Annotated in this window: 12 protein-coding genes and 1 pseudogene; 1 reads left to right on the top strand and 12 read right to left on the bottom strand. The window is 73.4% G+C overall.

The genetic code is table 11. The annotated features are described in order from the left end of the window. Nucleotides 1-44: 44 nt before the first annotated feature. Nucleotides 45-3,101, top strand: a complete 3,057-nt coding sequence (locus tag ACQB60_RS17610; RefSeq protein WP_496926922.1) for an NPCBM/NEW2 domain-containing protein — start codon at nucleotides 45-47, stop codon at nucleotides 3,099-3,101. 88 nt (nucleotides 3,102-3,189) lie between these two features. Here the strand turns inward: ACQB60_RS17610 and ACQB60_RS17605 are convergent, their stop codons facing one another. The 12 genes and pseudogenes from ACQB60_RS17605 to ACQB60_RS17550 form a co-directional block, all read right to left on the bottom strand. Further along, entirely contained in the window at nucleotides 3,190-3,777 is a 588-nt protein-coding gene (locus ACQB60_RS17605) for a hypothetical protein (RefSeq protein ID WP_496926921.1), read from the bottom strand. Between the two features lie 34 nt (nucleotides 3,778-3,811). Then, nucleotides 3,812-5,581: a S8 family peptidase gene (locus ACQB60_RS17600; RefSeq protein ID WP_496926920.1), complete on the bottom strand. Its 1,770-nt coding sequence runs from the start codon at nucleotides 5,579-5,581 to the stop codon at nucleotides 3,812-3,814. 283 nt (nucleotides 5,582-5,864) lie between these two features. Then, a complete protein-coding gene (locus ACQB60_RS17595; protein WP_496926919.1) occupies nucleotides 5,865-6,932 on the bottom strand; it encodes a PAC2 family protein in 1,068 nt (355 codons plus the stop codon). Nucleotides 6,933-7,105: 173 nt separating this feature from the next. Further along, nucleotides 7,106-7,777 carry a FadR/GntR family transcriptional regulator gene (locus ACQB60_RS17590; RefSeq protein WP_496926918.1) on the bottom strand — a complete coding sequence of 224 codons (672 nt, stop codon included), beginning with the start codon at nucleotides 7,775-7,777 and terminating at the stop codon, nucleotides 7,106-7,108. Between the two features lie 78 nt (nucleotides 7,778-7,855). Then, nucleotides 7,856-8,599 (bottom strand): ferredoxin reductase, encoded by a 744-nt coding sequence (locus ACQB60_RS17585; RefSeq protein WP_496926917.1) that lies wholly within the window; start codon nucleotides 8,597-8,599, stop codon nucleotides 7,856-7,858. Between the two features lie 52 nt (nucleotides 8,600-8,651). Then, nucleotides 8,652-9,266 (bottom strand): annotated as a pseudogene (locus ACQB60_RS17580) (sulfite oxidase-like oxidoreductase); the annotation flags it as partial. Beyond that, entirely contained in the window at nucleotides 9,263-10,585 is a 1,323-nt protein-coding gene (locus ACQB60_RS17575) for an amidohydrolase (protein WP_496926916.1), read from the bottom strand. The gene ACQB60_RS17575 and the pseudogene ACQB60_RS17580, both read right to left, overlap by 4 nt. 37 nt (nucleotides 10,586-10,622) lie before the next feature. Further along, entirely contained in the window at nucleotides 10,623-11,381 is a 759-nt protein-coding gene (locus tag ACQB60_RS17570; RefSeq protein ID WP_496926915.1) for a nucleoside phosphorylase, read from the bottom strand. Further along, nucleotides 11,378-12,268, bottom strand: coding sequence for an ABC transporter permease (locus ACQB60_RS17565; protein ID WP_496926914.1), 891 nt, complete (start codon nucleotides 12,266-12,268; stop codon nucleotides 11,378-11,380). Before ACQB60_RS17565 ends, ACQB60_RS17570 begins: the two co-directional genes overlap by 4 nt. Next, a complete protein-coding gene (locus tag ACQB60_RS17560) occupies nucleotides 12,268-13,383 on the bottom strand; it encodes an ABC transporter permease (protein ID WP_496926913.1) in 1,116 nt (371 codons plus the stop codon). Before ACQB60_RS17560 ends, ACQB60_RS17565 begins: the two co-directional genes overlap by 1 nt. Before the next feature lies 1 nt (nucleotide 13,384). Then, nucleotides 13,385-14,995 (bottom strand): ABC transporter ATP-binding protein, encoded by a 1,611-nt coding sequence (locus tag ACQB60_RS17555; protein WP_496926912.1) that lies wholly within the window; start codon nucleotides 14,993-14,995, stop codon nucleotides 13,385-13,387. Further along, nucleotides 14,979-16,049, bottom strand: coding sequence for a BMP family ABC transporter substrate-binding protein (locus ACQB60_RS17550; protein WP_496926911.1), 1,071 nt, complete (start codon nucleotides 16,047-16,049; stop codon nucleotides 14,979-14,981). The genes ACQB60_RS17555 and ACQB60_RS17550 overlap by 17 nt, the downstream gene beginning before the upstream one ends. Nucleotides 16,050-16,315 lie beyond the last annotated feature (266 nt).

The following is a 16,315-nucleotide window of genomic DNA, read 5'->3' as shown; positions in this document are numbered from 1 at the left end:
AAAGTCCATGGCCCCGGCGGCGGTTGGCGCGCTAGACACCGGCCATGAGATCTCCCACGCGCCTCAGATCTGCGGTCGTCGCCGCACTCCTGGGCCTCCTCGCGGCCTTCGCCGGGCCCGGCGGCGGCGCCGCGCACGCCGCCGATGACCCCGCGACCACGGTCGGGGACGTGACCGGCTTCCGGGCCGACGGCCCCGTCTACCACCTGACCGCGGGCAAGGCCGAGGCCCGCGTCAGCTTCGTCTCCGGCGAGACCTTCCGGCTCGAACTCGCCCCGGACGGAAAGTTCACCGACCCGGCGGGCGGCGACCTCGTCCTGCCGCAGGGCGCGCCCCCGAAGACCACCTGGGCGGACAAGGGCGACCGTTACGAGCTCAGCACCGCCCAGGTGACGCTGCGCGCCTACAAGTCGCCGCTGCGCTTCGCCCTCCACCGCGCCGACGGCAGCCAGGTCTGGGCCGAGTCCAAGGGGCTCTCCTGGACCAAGGACGCCACCACACAGTCCCTCGCGCGCGGCGGCAGCGAGCAGTTCTACGGCGCCGGGATGCAGAACGGGCGCGGCAACACCTCGCACCGCGGCAAGAAGGTCGAGGTGAGCGTCGACTACAACTGGGACGACGGCGGCCACCCCAACTCCGTCCCGTTCTACCTCTCTTCGGCGGGCTACGGCGTCTTCCGCAACACGTACGCCCCGAACACCTATGACTTCGCGGAGCCGGTGACGGCCACCGCCAAGGAACAGCGCTTCGACGCCTACTACTTCGCGGGCAGCGGCTCCGACAGCGCGAAGGACGTCATCGGCCAGTACACGAAACTCACCGGCAAGCCCTTCATGCCGCCCGTGTACGGCATGGAGATCGGCGACGCCGACTGCTACCTGCACAACGCCAACCGCGGCGAGCGCCACACCCTGGACTCGCTCAAGGTTGCCGACGACTACCTGAAGAACGACATGCCGCTCGGCTGGATGCTCGTCAACGACGGCTACGGCTGCGGCTACGAGAACCTCGCCGAGACCGGCAAGGGGCTCAACGACCGCAAGGCCGAAATGGGGCTGTGGACCGAGGACGGCATCGACAAGATCGCCGAGCAGGTGAAGGCGGGCCAGCGCGTCGCCAAGCTCGACGTGGCCTGGGTCGGAGACGGCTACAAGAAGGCGCTCGACGGCTGCAAGGACGCCTACAAGGGCATCGAGGACAACAGTGATGCGCGGGGCTTCACCTGGGCACCGGAGAGCTGGTCGGGCGCGCAGCGCTGCGGCGTGCAGTGGTCCGGCGACCAGAGCGGCAGCTGGGAGTACATCCGCTGGCAGATCCCTACGTACGCGGGTGCGACGATGTCCGGACTCGCCTATACGACAGGTGACGTGGACGGCATCTTCGGCGGCAGCCCCAAGACGTACGCGCGGGACCTGCAGTGGAAGTCCTTCCTGCCCGTCACGATGACGATGGACGGCTGGGCCGCCAGTGACAAGCAGCCCTTCCGCTACGGGGAGCCCTACACCTCCATCAACAGGAAGTACCTCAAGCTCCACGAGTCACTGCTGCCGTACCTCTACTCGTACGCGCACGAGGCGACGAAGACCGGCGTGGGCGCCGTGCGGCCGCTGGCCCTGGAGTACCCGGACGACCCGAAGGCCGCCACGGACGCCGCCAAGTACGAGTTCCTGACCGGCGAGGACTTCCTCGTCGCGCCCGTGTACAAGGACACGACGACCCGCGACGGCATCTATCTGCCCAAGGGGACGTGGACCGACTACTGGACCGGGCGCACCTACCAGGGGCCGACCACGATCGACGGCTACAGCGCGCCCCTCGACACGCTGCCGCTGTTCGTGAAGGGCGGGGCGAGCGTGCCCATGTGGCCCGGGATCCGCTCCTACAAGGACCGGACCGCCGACTCGCCGCTGGCCTGGGACGTCTACCCGCAGGGGAAGAGCTCCTTCCAGCTGTACGAGGACGACGGCGTGACCCGCCGGCACCGCGACGGCAAGTACGCCACGCAGCGCGCCGACGTCTCGGCGCCCCGCTCCGGCGCCGGTGACGTGCGCGTCCAGGTCGGCCCGTCCAAGGGCGAGTTCGCGGGCAAGCAGACCGAGCGCCCGTACGCCTTCACCGTGCACACCGGGGACGCGCCGAGCCGCGTGCGCCTCGACGGGGGCACGCTGCCGCGGCTGACCTCGAAGGACGCGTACGAGAAGGCCGCCACGGGCTGGTTCTACGACCGGGACGACCGGGGCGGCGTCATCAAGGTCAAGACGCCGGCCATCCGCACCGACCGGGGGTTCGCGCTCGCGCTCGACGACACCAGCGCGGTCGGCGGGGCCCGGCCGGACGCGGCCGCAGCGGTGGGCGCGCCCGCCGGGCAGGAGCTCGGCGCCGGGACCGAGGGCAAGGTCGCCGTCGACGTCACGGCGGGGAGCCGGGACGCCACCGGGGGCGAGGTGGCGGTGGACGCGCCGGAGGGCTGGACGGCCGAGGCGGCGAAGGTCGACAGGATCGCGGCGGGGCAGACCCGGCGCGTCGAGCTCGCCGTCACCCCGGCCAGGGGCGCGGACCCGGGGGAGCGGTCCCTGACCGCCCGCGCCCGCTACCGGTCCGCGGGCCAGGAGCGCACCGCCACCGCCCGGCTCGCGGTCGGCGTCATGCCGCCCGCGCCCACGGCCGACACCTGGGCGAGCGATCTGGTCTGGCTCACCGCCACCAATGGGTACGGCCCGGCCGAACACGACCGCAGCAACGGGGAGTCGGCGGCCGGCGACGGCCATCCGCTCACCCTCGCGGGGAAGACCTACGAGAAGGGCATCGGCACCCACGCCGACTCCACGGTCGAGGTCTACACCGGCGGGCGCTGCTCGAAGTTCACCGCCGACGCGGGCATCGACGACGAGATCAACGGCTACGGGGAGGTGGCCTTCTCCGTCGAGGCGGACGGGAAGGTCCTGTGGACCTCGCCGAAGGTGACGGGCGCCTCGGCGACCGTGCCGGTGGACGTCGACGTCAGCGGGGCGCGGCACGTGCGCCTGAAGGTGACCGACACCAACGCGTCCAAGAGCGGTGACCACGGGGACTGGGCGGCTGCCAGGTTCACCTGCTCATAGGCGAGTTGGTCCGGACGCACGGGAGCGGCGCCGGGCGGGGAGTGGTCTCCGCCCGGCGCCGCCGTCTCACTTCAGGTGCGGGTCACGCTCACTTGGTGACCACGATGGCCAGCAGGATGCTCGGGTTGTTGGAGTCGAAGTAGCCGATCACCTTCTGCCCGAACGCGAACGCTTCCTGGACCTCGTCGTGGGTGCTGGGGTACGGGTTCACGTACGCGCGCCACGAGTTGTCGATGAGCAGGTACAGGATCGGGGCCTGGCCCGGCAGGGGCTGCACGAGGTCCCAGAACGCCGTCGCGACGCCCGCCTGGACCGCCTGGGTGGAGATCTCGGGGGCCTGGGCGGCGGGGACCTGCTCGCGGCCCATCTGCTGCAGCAGCTGCTGGAACGGCTGCTGCTGGCCGAGCTGCTGGAGCTGCTGCTGCAGGTGCTGCGGGATCTGCTGCTGGCCCATGAGGCCCTGGCCGCCCTGCTGCCCGAACTGCTGCTGCGACTGCGGCGGCGCGGTGCTCGGGCCCTGCTGCCCGAACTGCTGCGGAGAGAACTGCTGCTGGCCGAACGGCTGCTGCTGCCCGAACTGCTGCGGGCTGAAGGGCTGCTGCTGCCCGAACGGCTGCTGCTGGCCGTACTGCTGGCCTTGCTGCTGAAGCGGACTCATTTGCGGGGTGGTGCTCATGCGGGTGCCACCTTCCCTCAATGGTTGTGGTGTTTCAGCCCGTGACGACCAGGCCCACGACCTCGTCGTCCGAGAACCAGACTCGTACGTCGGGCTGTCCCCCCGCGAAGGCGGAGTGCACCGCCTGGCGGATGTCGGGGGACGGGTTGCTCAGGTTGCGCCACTCTCCGGCGACGAACAGCCGGAGCCTGGGCGGGAGTTCGGGCGGATACGGGAGCAGCTCGTCCCAGTACCGCTCCGCCCGCCCCGAACCCACTGCCGACGGCAGCAGGTTCGTCACCGCACCCTTGATGTCGGGGCGGTTGCCTATGCGCTGCGACGCGGGCCGGCCCGGAGCGTCCTGCTGCGGTGAGCCGGTGGACCGCAGCACGGCCCGGGCCCGCTGCGAGGTCATCAGCTCCTGGCCCGCGGCCTTCAGCATGCCCTGGAGCGCCGCGAGGGCGCCGACCACGATCGGGGAGGCCGAGGAGGTGCCGGAGAACGTGTCCGTGTACCAGGCGATCTCCTCGGCGCCGCCCTGCAGATCGCCCGGCTGGTTCCAGAAGCCACCGGTCGTGGTGGTCTCCCGGCCCCAGCCCTGCGCGTCCACGCGGGCCCCGTAGTTGGAGAACGCCAGGCGCGAGCGGTCCGGCCCGTGGTCGCGTCCGTGGCTGCCGGGCGGCGGGGCGCCCGCGCCCACCAGGACGGCGCCCGTGGACGGGTTGGTCGGGTTGAAGGGGTTGCGCCACCAGGAGGGGAACTCGTGCGGGCGGCGCTCGTAGACCGCGTCGTCCAGGGACTCCGCGCCGTTGCCCGCGGCGCCCACCACGATGATGCCCTTCGCGGTGGCGCAGCGGATCGCGGCGAAGTCGTCCGGCCACCACTCCAGGGCGATGTAGCCCTTCTGGTCGTCGCGCGGCTCGAAGTCGAACCGCGGTCCGGGGCGGTGCAGTTCGATGAGGATGATGTCGCCGTGGCTGAGCCGCTCGGCCGCCGCGTAGATGGCCGCGGCCGTGCCGATGCCCTGGAAGGACGCCGCCGCGGTGACGGCCTCAGGGACGATGCCGGTGATCCCGAACTCGTTGCGGTCGCCGCCGATCACGCCGAGCACCGACGTGCCGTGGTTGCGCCAGGCCACGTCCTGGATCGGGGTGCCCGCGACGATCCCGGCGAGCTTGCCGGTGAGGTCCTCGTGGCTCAGCTGCCAGGCGCCCTCGACGTCGATCACGGTGATGTTCTCGCCGGAGCCGCCGAGCCGCTGCCAGGCCCAGACGGCGTCGACGCCTTCGGGCGCGGGCCTCAAGTAGCCCTGGCGGCTGGTGAAGTCGGGGGTGACGGGCATGCCTTCCTTGCGCCGCCGGGTCTCCTCGCGCTCCCCGAAGCTCTCCGGCGGCGGGGGCTGCCCGATGGGGCCGAGCGAGGCCGGTACGGCGCCCGGCTTCACGTACGCCGAGTCGATGCCCGGCAGCGCGGCGAGCCGGGCGCGCAGCTCCTCGGCGCGGCCCGCGCCGCCGCGCACCCGGTAGAACTGCGCGAGGTCGGGCACGGGCTCGCCGCCGTCCGCGGGCGGGGCGGCGCCCTGCACCCGCTCCTCGTTGCCGAACAGCGGCTCCAGGGCGAGCTGTTCGTCGGAGAGGAACATGTTCAGGGCCGAGAGGTCGGAGCCCGCCGCCGAGCGGACGCCCTCGGTGCCGGCCCGCAGGCGGGCCTCGGGCCGGGCGACGACGATGAGCTCCTGCTCGGCTCCTCGGTAGGTGAATCCCGCTCCGTCGGGCCCGGGGCCGCTGCCTCCGGGGCCGTGCGCCGGCGGTACTTGCTCGGTCATCGCTCCACCGCTCCCTTCGAATGCATGCTTCGGCAGTGCTTCGAGCGTCGATCGCAGTGCTTCGATCCGTGGGCCGGGCCTACTCGGCACACCCTGCTACGGCCGCGATGGTTCGTCCAGCCCCCCTCAACCCACTTGGGTTTGAAGAGAAGTTGAACGGGGAACCCTGCCGATCCACGTGCATTTCGGCGCGAAGTTGATGTCACGCCCCAATCAGGCCAAACGCGCAAGCGAGAGGGGCGGCACCCGGAACCGGGTGCCGCCCCTCTCGTCTGTTCTCTCCTCAGTCCTCCGAGGAATCACTTGTCCCGGTTGGGCCGGAATCGTCGCCGTCCTCGCGGCCGGGCTCACGGTCGGACTCGCGGTCGGGCTCGGGGTCCGGCTCACGGTCGGGCTCGCGGTCCGGGCGCGGCTTCGGCTTCGGGGGACGGGTGCGGTCGCTCGGGGTGTCGCGCAGATACGCCGCCCCGTCGCCGTCCGTCGCATGACCCCCGGCCTGGGCCGGGCCACCCCCGTCGCGCCGCCGCAGATACCGCTCGAACTCGCGGGCGATGGCCTCGCCCGACGCCTCCGGGAGCTCGGCCGTGTCCCGCGCCTCCTCCAGCGACTGCACGTACTCCGCGACCTCGCTGTCCTCCGCGGCCAGCTGGTCCACGCCGAGCTGCCAGGCGCGCGCGTCCTCGGGCAGCTCGCCCAGCGGGATGCGCAGGTCGATCAGGTCCTCCAGGCGGTTCAGGAGGGCCAGCGTGGCCTTCGGGTTGGGTGGCTGCGAGACGTAGTGCGGCACGGCCGCCCAGAGCGAGACCGCAGGGACGCCCGCGTGCGTGCACGCCTCCTGGAGGATGCCGACGATGCCCGTCGGTCCCTCGTACTTGGTCTCCTCCAGGTCCATGGTGCGGGCCAGGTCCGGGTCCGAGGTGACGCCGCTGACCGGGACCGGCCGGGTGTGCGGGGTGTCACCGAGCAGCGCGCCCATGATCACGACGAGTTCGACGCCCAGCTCGTGCGCGAAGCCGAGCAGCTCGTTGCAGAACGACCGCCAGCGCATGGACGGCTCGATGCCCCGGACAAGGACCAGGTCGCGCGGCTTGTCGCCGCCGACGCGGACCACCGAGAGCCGGGTCGTCGGCCACGTGATCTTTCGCACCCCGCCGTCCAGCCAGACCGTGGGGCGGTTGACCTGGAAGTCGTAGTAGTCCTCGGCGTCGAGCGCCGCGAACACCTCGCCCTTCCACTCCTTGTCGAGATGCGCGACCGCGGTGGAGGCGGCGTCACCGGCGTCGTTCCAGCCCTCGAACGCGGCCACCATGACCGGGTCGATCAGCTCGGGTACCCCCTCGAGCTCGATCACCCAGGGCTCCTTCCGACGTTGCCTTGCGTACGCCCCAACCTTACGGCGTCAGCCGGGGCTCTCCGCAGCCCCCTTGCAGGGCCGAGTGAACGGATCACTGCCCAGGTCAACTGCCTGTCACGCCTGGCTCACAGGGGGGAACGAACGTGCTTCACGGGCGGGGGCGACGTGCCTCACAGCGTGGAGCGCAGCCACTGTTCCACGCTCGCGATGTGCACCGTCGCCCAGGAGCGGGCCGCCTCCGCGTCCCGGTCGCGCAGCGCGGTGAGGATGGCCCGGTGTTCGTGCAGGGTGCGGCTGACGGCGTCCTCCTGGGTCAGTCCGCGCCAGACACGCGCGCGCGTGGTGGGCCCGGAGAGGCCGTCGAGCAGCGAACACAGCACGGAGTTGCCGGTCGCCGCCACGATGCCCCGGTGGAACTCCAGGTCCCCGGCGACCAGCTCCTCCACCGAGGGGGCCGGGCCGAGGGCGTCCAACTGGGCGGACAGGGCGTCCAGTTCGGCGTCGGTGATGCGGAAGCTGGCCATCGCGGTGGCGGCGGGCTCCAGGATGCGGCGCACCGCGAGGAACTCCAGGACCGTGTCGTCGCGGTGGAAGTCGACGACGAAGCTCAGCGCCTCCAGGAGCAGCTGCGGGTCCAGGCTCGTCACATAGGTGCCGTCGCCCTGGCGCACGTCCAGGATGCGGATCAGGGAGAGGGCGCGCACGGCCTCGCGCAGCGAATTGCGGGACAGGCCGAGCTCGGCGGCGAGTTCGCTCTCCTTGGGCAGCCGGTCGCCCGGTCGCAGCGCCCCGGAGACGATCATGCCCTTGATCTTTTCGATGGCCTCGTCGGTGACAGCCATGGGACCTCGCCTCAGCAGATTCAGACATCCGATGTGTCGGCTCATTATGGGGGCCGGACTCCGCCGCGGTCCCCGGCTTCAGCCGAAGCGCTCGATCCTGATCCGGTCCACCGGCTGGCCGCCGTCCACCAGGAGCCGCGAGGCGTGCTCGGCGAAGCCGTTCGAGCCGCAGACGTACGCCTCCCAGCCGCCGCCCTCGGGCTGTCCCGCGCCGAGCCAGGGCGCCAAGTGCCCTGCGCGCAGGCGCCCTTCGGAGCGGGTGAGGACGACGGTGGTCTCGTCCCCGTACTCCTCGGCGTAGATCAGGTCCTCGCGGGTGCGGGCCGAGACGATCAGGCGCAGCGGCAGGGTGAGCCCGGCCCTGCGGTGGTGGCGGATCATCGACATCAGCGGGACCACGCCGGAGCCCGCGCCGAGCAGCAGCGCGGGCCGGTCGCCCGGCCACGCGAAGAACCCGGAGAGCGGGCCGCGCACCTCGACGGTGTCACCGACCCGGGCGACGCCGTGCAGATGCCCGGAGACCTCCCCGCCCGGGACGTGGTCCAGGGTCAGCTCGATCTCGCCGCTCCCGTCCGGCGCCGAGGCGAGCGAGTAGTGGCGCTGGGCGACGTAGCCGTCCTCGGCGGTGAGCCGCAGCATCAGATGCTGCCCGGGGAGGTGGCCCGGCCAGTCGGGGACCTTGAGCCGGAAGGTCGAGGCCGCCGGGGTCTCGCGCCGGATCCCGGTGATCAGGGCGGGCTGCCAGCGGGCGGCGGCGCGGTTGCTCACGGCGATCCGGCCGGGGACCGCGAAGGCGGTCGGCGGGACGAAGGGCTCAGGCATCGGGGCCTCCCGGGCCTTCTCGGTCTCCGTCTCCGATTCCGTCTCCCTCTCCGTCGCCCGCGTAGCGCTGCTCCCGCCACGGGTCGCCCCGGTGGTGGTAGCCGTTCTGTTCCCAGAACCCCGGCTCGTCGTGGTCGAGCAGGCGCAGGCCCGCGATCCACTTGGCGCTCTTCCAGAAGTAGAGGTGGGGGACGATCAGCCGGGCGGGGCCGCCGTGTTCGGGGGGCAGCGGCGCCCCGTCGTACTCCCAGGCGAGCCACGCCCGGCCGCCCGTCACATCGGCCAGCGGCAGGTTCGTCGTGTAGCCGGTGTGGGAGTACGCGACGACGTGCGTGGCCGAGGGCAGCGGCCCGGCGGCGTCCAGGAAGGCGTCCAGGCTCACCCCGCCGAAGCGCACCCCGAACTTGGACCAGCTCGTCACGCAGTGGATGTCGCCCCGGTACTCGGAGGCGGGCAGCGCGTGCGCCTCGTCCCAGCCCCAGGTGCGCTCCTCGGCCACCAGGCCGTCGACGCGGAACGTCCAGTCGGCGGCGGCCAGTTGGGGCGTCACCTCGGCGGACAGGACGGGCCAGCCGTCGCGGGCGTCGTACTGTCCTGGCGGCAGCCGCGGGTCGCGGTCGGCGGCGCGGGCGCGCCCGGTGAAGCCGCGGGTGGCCTCGACGGTCATGCCCGCACCTCCTGGTGGGCGGCAGCGGTCTCCTGGAGCGCGCGCACGGCCTGGCGTTCGTCGACGGTGGTGAGCACCCGGTCGCGCATCAGGACCCGGCCGTCCACGACGGTGTCCCGCACGTCGGCGGCCGCGGCGGAGTACGCGAGCGTCGCGTACGGGTCGTGGCGGGGCGCCAGGTGCGGCCGGTCCAGATCGAGCACGATCAGGTCGGCCCGCTTGCCCGCCTCCAGGGAGCCGAGCGACGCTTCCAGGCCGAGGGCGCGCGCCGACTCGATGGTGGCCATGCGCACCGCCTGCTCGGCGCCGACCGCCGTGGGGTCGCCGCCCGCCTTGTGCACCAGCGCGGCGAGCCGCACGGCGCCGAGTACGTCGAGTGTGTTGGAGCTCACGGCCCCGTCCGTGCCGAGGCCCACGGTGACGCCCGCCGCGAGCAGCTCGGGCACGCGGGCGATGCCGCAGCCCAGCTTGAGGTTGGACCCCGGGCAGTGGGCGACCGCCGTGCCGGTGGCGGCGAGCAGGGCGATCTCCTCGTCGGTGAGGTCGACGGCGTGGGCGAGGAGCGTGTCCGGTCCGAGCACGCCGAGCGAGCCGAGCAGCTCCACGGGCCGCATGCCGTGCCGCTCGGTGACCGTCGCCACCTCCGTGGAGTTCTCGGCGGCGTGCAGGTGGAGCAGCGCGTCGTGCGCGCGGGCCAGGGCGGTGATCTCCGCGAGCTGCTCGGGCGCCAGGGTGTACGCGGAGTGCGCGAACAGGACGGGGCGGGTGCCGGGCGCGGGCGTGCGGGCCGCGAGGTGGGCGCCCGCCCAGCCGATCCGCTCGGCGTAGGGGCGGCCGTCCGGCGGGCCCGGCACGTCCATGAACGTCGGCCCGGTCAGCAGCCGCCACCCGGCCTCGCGGGCCACCTCCTCGGCCGCCTCGTGGAACCAGTACATGTCGAGCGCCGTGGTGACGCCCGCGCGCACGGACTCCGCGATCGCCGCCCGCATGCCGACGGCGACCGTCCCCGGCGTGAGCAGCTCGGCCTCGCGCGGCACCACCCGCTCCAGGAAGCCCTGCAGCGTGACGTCGTCGGCGAGGCCGCGCAGCAGCGTCATCGCGAGGTGGGTGTGGGTGTTGACGAGGCCCGGCAGGACCAGACAGCCGCGCGCGTCGATCTCCTCGGCGGGCGCGTACCGCTCGCGCAGCCGCCGTGCCGGGCCGACCTCGACGATCTCGCCCGCGCGCACGGCGACCGCTCCGTCGGTGACGACGGTCCCGGAGGCGTCCGTCGTCAGGACGTCGCCGCCGTGGACCAGGAGGTCAAGGGGGTGGTGCATGAATTCCGTTCCCTACAGGCCGTGTCGCGGAAGATGGTCAGCGAGGCTCGGCGGCGAGCAGTCGCAACGCGTCCAAGGTTATCCGGGCCGCGCGGGCGACCCCGTCGGCCACCACGTCGCGGTGCGGGTCGTAGCCGCCGGTGGCCGCCTCGTCCACGAGGTCGTCCGCGTTCGCCCCGTCCACGACGAGCGCGCCGCCCGCCGTCAGCCGGCGCGTCGAGGCGAGCACGAACAGGGCCGACAGTTCCATCTCGATGGCGGCGACCCCGGCCCGCTCGTACGCCTCGCCGGGCAGCGGCAGGAAGCCCGGCTGGAACGCGGCGCGCGTCCACACCACGCCCCGGTGGTACGGGGCCGCCGCCGAGCGCGCCGCCCGCTGCAGCGCGAGCACCGCCTCGGGCGTCGCGACCGCCGGGTACTCGGCCGGGATCAGCTGCTGCGTCACGCCGTCGTCGCGCACCGCCGCGTCCGCGATGACGAGGTCCCCGTCGCGGATCCCGGACCTGATCGCACCCGCCGTGCCGAGCCGGACGAAGGTCCGCACCCCCGCGTCGGCGAGCTCCTGGAAGAGCAGCACCGCGCCCGGCGCACCCACGCCGTGCGAGGCGACGACGACCGGAACTCCCTGCCAGCCGCCCGTGAACACGCGGTACTCGCGGTGGTACGAGACCTCCTTCGCGTCGTCCAGGAGGTCCGCGACCGTCTCGGCGCGCGCCGGGTCGCCCACGACGACGGCGTGCGGGGGCAGACCGGTGCGCGGGACGCGGGTGACGGGGAACACATCGGTGGCGGTCATGAGGCGACTCCCAGGGGGTGCTTGCGGCGGCGCCGGCGCGCCGTGGACAGGAAGAGGGCGACGAGGGTCACCACGTACGGAGCGGCGTCGGCGGCCTGCTGCGGCAGGCCCTTGCCCTGGAGCCGGAAGCCCACGGCCTCCGCGACCCCGAAGAGCAGCCCGGCGAGCAGCACCCCGAGCGGCGCGGCGCGCCCCAGCATCACGGCGACCACGGCGATCCAGCCGCGTCCCGCCGTCATGTTCTCCGAGAACAACGTGACGTTGCCGAGGGCGAGTTGAGCGCCCGCGAGCCCGCACAGGGCCCCGGACGCGAGCACCGCAGCGTACCGGTACTTCGCCGGGCTCACCCCCAGCGTCGCCGCCGCGTCCGGCGCCTCGCCGACCCCGCGGAGCCGCAGCCCCCACGGGTGCCGGGCCAGGAACACGGCGGCGACGGCGACGGCCGCCCACGACACGTACACGAGGGCGGAGTGTCCGGAGAGGACGGGGCCAAGGTGGAGGCCGACCGGGTCGAGGCCCGCCAGCTCCGGGTCGGAGAAGGTGCCCTGGACCCCGAAGACCGTGCGCAGCAGGAACCCCGTGAGGCCGACGGCGAGCAGGTTCAGGGCGACGCCGAGGACGACGGCGTCCCCGCGCAGGGTGATCGAGCCGACCGCGAGGACCAGCGAGTACGCCGCCGAGGCGAGGGCCGCGAGGAGGACGCCGAGCCAGGCGCTCCCGGTGAACCAGCTGCCCGTGACGGCGCCGAAGCAGCCGATGAGCATCATGCCTTCGAGGCCGATGTTGAAGACGCCCGCCCGTTCGCAGACGGCACCGCCGAGCGCGGCGAGCAGGATCGGGGTGAGCGCGAGGAGCGCCGAGTGGAACAGCGCGGAGTCGAGCGGCATCAGACGCTCCCTTCCTGCGGAGCCGGAGCTGTCGGCTCCGCCACCGGCTTGGGCGCGGCCCGCCGCCAGGTGAGGCGGAGCCGCGCGGCGAGGAAGACGATGACGACGGCCTGCAGCACCTGCGTGAGCTCGCGCGGCACGTCGGTGGCCCGCTCCATCGCCAGCCCGCCGACCTCGAGCGCGGCGAAGAACACGGCGGCGAGCGCCGTGCCGAGCGGCGCGGCCGACGCCAGGAGCGCGGCCGTCAGGCCCGTCCAGGTGTGCCCGGGGGCGGTCAGCGAGCCGTCGATGAAGCGGTACGGGAAGCTGAGCACCCCGATCGCGCCGACCAGCCCGGCCACGGCCCCGGACAGCGCCATCAGCCGCAGCGTGAGCCGGGGCCCGTCCACGCCCGCGTACGCCGTGAAGCGCGGGTTGAGGCCGGTCATCCGGATCTCGTACCCGGTGGCGGTGCGGGCGTCCGTGACCACGAACACCGCGGCCGCCGCGACCACGAGCAGCAGCCCGACCGTCACCGTCGAGGAGCCGAAGGCGGGCAGGTGCACGCCGTCCGGCAGGCGCCGGGTCTGCGGCAGGCTCGACCCCGGCTCCTTCAGCGGGAACCGCGCCAGGTAGGAGGCGAACGACATCGCCGGGTAGCCCAGCAGCAGGCTGCTGATGAGGAGCGGCACGCCGAAGCGGTTCTGGCAGAACGCGGCGAGCGCCGCGTAGGCCGCCCCGGCCAGCATCCCCGCGAGCAGCGCGGCCACCACGGCGAGCGGTGCGGGCAGCGGCACGTACAGGCCGGTGGCGGCCGCCGCGATCCCGCCGAGCACCAACTGCCCGTCCCCGCCCAGGTTGAGCAGCCCCGCGCGCAGCGGCAGGGCGAGCGCGACGGCGAGGCCGAGCACGCTGGTGGCGGTGGTCAGGGTCGCCCCGATCCCGTCGGGCCCGAGCGCACCCGTGACCACGGACCGGTACGCCCCGAGGGGGTCGGCCCCGTTGCCCACGAGGAAGACCGTGCCCACGACGAGGGCGGCGGCGAGGGAGTGCAGGGCGGGGGAGCGCAGTGCCCGCGCGAGGGGGGATCCCCCGGCTCCCCGGGCAAGCCCCTCGGCGAGTCGTTGAACGGCCATGTCAGGGGGCCTCCTTCGCGGGCGTGGCGGGCGTGGCGGACGCCGTGGCCGCATCGGGTGCCCCGGGCACATCGGGTGCCGCGCCCGCCATCGCGAGGCCCAGGCTCCGCTCGTCCGCCTCCGCCCGCGCGTACTCCGCGGCCACCCGGCCCTCGTACATCACCAGGACCCGGTCCGCGAGGCCGCGTATCTCGCTCAGTTCGGCGGAGACGAGGAGGACCGCGTGGCCCGCGTCGCGGTGGGCGACCAGCTGTTCGTGGATGGTCTGGACGGCTCCGATGTCGACGCCCCGCGTGGGCTGCTCGACGATCAACAGGGGTGCGTCGTGGGCGAGTTCGCGGCCGATGACCAGCTTCTGGAGGTTGCCGCCGGAGAGCGAGGCGGCGGGCTGGCCGGGGGAGGCCGCCTTGATGCCGAAGCGCTCGGTCAGGGCCCGCGCGTGCGCGCGCAGCCAGGAGGGGCGCAGCAGGCCGTGGCCCCGGTGGTGGCCCATCGCCAGGTTCTCCGCGACGCTCGCCGCGGGCGCCGTGCCCACCGCCGCACGGTCCTCCGGGACGTACGCGAGCCCGGCCGCGCGCCGCGCCGCCGCCGTCGCGTGGGTGACGTCCGCGCCGCCCACGACGACCCGGCCCGCCGCGACGGGCCGCAACCCCGCGACGGCCTCGACGAGTTCGGACTGACCGTTGCCCGCCACCCCCGCGACGCCGACGATCTCCCCTGCGCGCACGGACAGCGAGACGTCGCGCACCCCGTCCGCGCTCAGCCCCGACACGGACAGCGCCGCACCGCCGGGCGTGCCCGCCGGGTACACCCGGTCGAGCTCCACGGCGCGCCCCGTCATGGCCGCCGCGATCTCGTCCGCGCTGGTCTCCGAGGTCCGCATCCGGGCCGCGACGCGCCCGTCCCGCAGGACCGTCACCGCGTCGCTGCCCTCCATCACCTCGCGCAGCTTGTGCGTGACGAGGAGCACCGTGCGGCCGTCCGCAGCGAGGGAGCGGAGCACCCCGAAGAGTGCGTCGGCCTCGGCCGGGGTGAGCACGGCGGTCGGCTCGTCGAGGATGAGCGTACGGGCGCCCCGGTAGAGGAGCTTGAGGATCTCCACGCGCTGGCGCACCCCCACCGGCAGGTCCCCGACGCGCGCGGCCGCATCGACGGCGAGCCCGTGCTCCTCGGCGAGCGCGGCGACCCGGCGCACCGCCTCGGCCCGGTCCAGCAGGCCGCGCCGGCGCGGCTCGGCGGCGTACACCACGTTCTCGGCGACGGTGAACGACGGGAACAGCCTGAAGCTCTGGTGCACCATGCCGAGCCCCGCCGCGATCGCCTCGCCGGGGCGCGCGAACGACACCTCGCGCCCGTCGAGCAGGATCCGCCCGGCGTCCGGCCGCACCATCCCGTACAGGACGGAGACCAGCGTGGACTTGCCCGCGCCGTTCTCGCCCATCAGCGCGTGGATCTCGCCCCGGCGCACGGAGAGGTCCACGCGGTCGTTGGCGAGCGTGCCGGGGAACTCCTTGGTGATGCCGCGCAGTTCGACGGCGGGAGCGGCGAGGGGGGAGCCGGGGGAGCCGGGGGAGTCGGGGGAGCCGGCTCCCGCCTCAGGCCGCGGGGTCATCGACCTTCAGCTTCCCCGCGACGATGTCCTCGCGCAGCGCCTGCACGCGCTTCAGCACGTCCGCGTTGCCGGCCTTCGCGATCAGGCACTGGGAGTCGGCGAGTCCGGGCTCCAGGCCCGTCAGCGACATCCCGCCCTCCTTCAGGCCGTACGACACGGTGGTGCCGCCCTTGCCGCCGAGGATCTGCGCGACGCCCTTCTCCAGGGCGACGTCCGTCTTCTTCAGGACGTTGTCGACGACGACGCCACCACTGCCCGGACACTGGTTGGCGTCCACGCCGTACGCCTGGAACGCGGCCGCCTTCGCCGCCTGGAAGATCCCGGTGTTGCCGCCCGCGGCCGCCGCCATCACCTGGTCGGTGCGGGACGAACCGAGCGTCGCCGCCTGCTCCTTGGCACGTGCCGGGTCGTTGAACGGCGACTGCCCGCCCACATACAGGGTCTCGGCCCTGACCTTCGGGTTCACCTTCTTCGCGCCGGCCGCGAACGGCTCGCTGTAGCGCCGGAACTGCGAGGTGTCGAGCACGTCCACCGCGCCCACCTTGTCGCTCTTCGTCAGCAGCCCGGCCTCGGCGCCCGCGAGATAGACGGCCTCGTGTTCCCGGAAGACGGCACACGTCACGTTCGCGTACGCCTTCTTGGTGCACGCGTCGACGAGCAGGAACTGCTGTTTGGGGTGGGCCTCGGCCTGCTGCGCGACGATGTCGGCGAACTCGAAGCCGACGAGCGCGATGACGTCCGGCCCCGCGTCCACGGCCGACTGGACGTTCTGGAGGCGCGAGTTGGTGTCCCGGCTCTGGAACACCTTCGGCGTCCGGCCGCCGTGCTCCTTCGCCGCCGACCGCACTCCGTCGACGGCCAGCTTGAGGAACTCGTTCTGCGCCACCGGGTCGGGCGTGACGAGCGTGAACGCCTTGCCGTCGCCCTTGCCCCCGCCGCCACCTCCGTCACTCTCGCTCGCGGACTTGCAGCCGCCCGCCAGGAGCACGGCGACGGCTGTGGCGGTGAGGACTCTCAGGGAGGCGCGGGCACGCGCGGAGGTGCTGGGAGACATGGCGGAAAGCCTTCTCGGAAGGTGCACGGGAGGAGAGACCCGGGCAGCGGCGGGGAAGTGCAGGAGGGCGGGCGGTGCGGGACGCGAAAGGCGGGGCGTCAGACCTGCGGCACGGTGGGGCGACAACACGCGGCGGGACAGTGACACATGATGTTCATGGCTGGCTGTCCTCCTCGCACCGTGGAATGGTCCATCCTGGCTGGTGGCGAGGGTAACACCGGGTTTCGGACAGCCGCGCGGGCGTCTCGAGATGTGGTTCGACCCCC

Origin of the sequence: Streptomyces odontotermitis, from assembly GCF_050510915.1 — a bacterium.
GTDB lineage: Bacteria > Actinomycetota > Actinomycetes > Streptomycetales > Streptomycetaceae > Streptomyces.
The sequence above is the reverse complement of the archived record's forward strand: the minus strand, read 5'-3'. Positions and strand labels throughout refer to the sequence as shown.

Bases quoted from the DNA above. Each gene is read 5' to 3' on its own strand.
- ACQB60_RS17565 (WP_496926914.1), bottom strand. From the start codon at position 12,268: ATGCCGCTCGACTCCGCGCTGTTCCACTCGGCGCTCCTCGCGCTCACC.
- ACQB60_RS17585 (WP_496926917.1), bottom strand. From the start codon at position 8,599: ATGCCTGAGCCCTTCGTCCCGCCGACCGCCTTCGCGGTCCCCGGCCGG.
- ACQB60_RS17600 (WP_496926920.1), bottom strand. From the start codon at position 5,581: ATGACCGAGCAAGTACCGCCGGCGCACGGCCCCGGAGGCAGCGGCCCC.
- ACQB60_RS17560 (WP_496926913.1), bottom strand. From the start codon at position 13,383: ATGGCCGTTCAACGACTCGCCGAGGGGCTTGCCCGGGGAGCCGGGGGA.
- ACQB60_RS17605 (WP_496926921.1), bottom strand. From the start codon at position 3,777: ATGAGCACCACCCCGCAAATGAGTCCGCTTCAGCAGCAAGGCCAGCAG.
- ACQB60_RS17555 (WP_496926912.1), bottom strand. From the start codon at position 14,995: ATGACCCCGCGGCCTGAGGCGGGAGCCGGCTCCCCCGACTCCCCCGGC.
- ACQB60_RS17590 (WP_496926918.1), bottom strand. From the start codon at position 7,777: ATGGCTGTCACCGACGAGGCCATCGAAAAGATCAAGGGCATGATCGTC.
- ACQB60_RS17610 (WP_496926922.1), top strand. From the start codon at position 45: ATGAGATCTCCCACGCGCCTCAGATCTGCGGTCGTCGCCGCACTCCTG.
- ACQB60_RS17550 (WP_496926911.1), bottom strand. From the start codon at position 16,049: ATGTCTCCCAGCACCTCCGCGCGTGCCCGCGCCTCCCTGAGAGTCCTC.
- ACQB60_RS17575 (WP_496926916.1), bottom strand. From the start codon at position 10,585: ATGCACCACCCCCTTGACCTCCTGGTCCACGGCGGCGACGTCCTGACG.
- ACQB60_RS17570 (WP_496926915.1), bottom strand. From the start codon at position 11,381: ATGACCGCCACCGATGTGTTCCCCGTCACCCGCGTCCCGCGCACCGGT.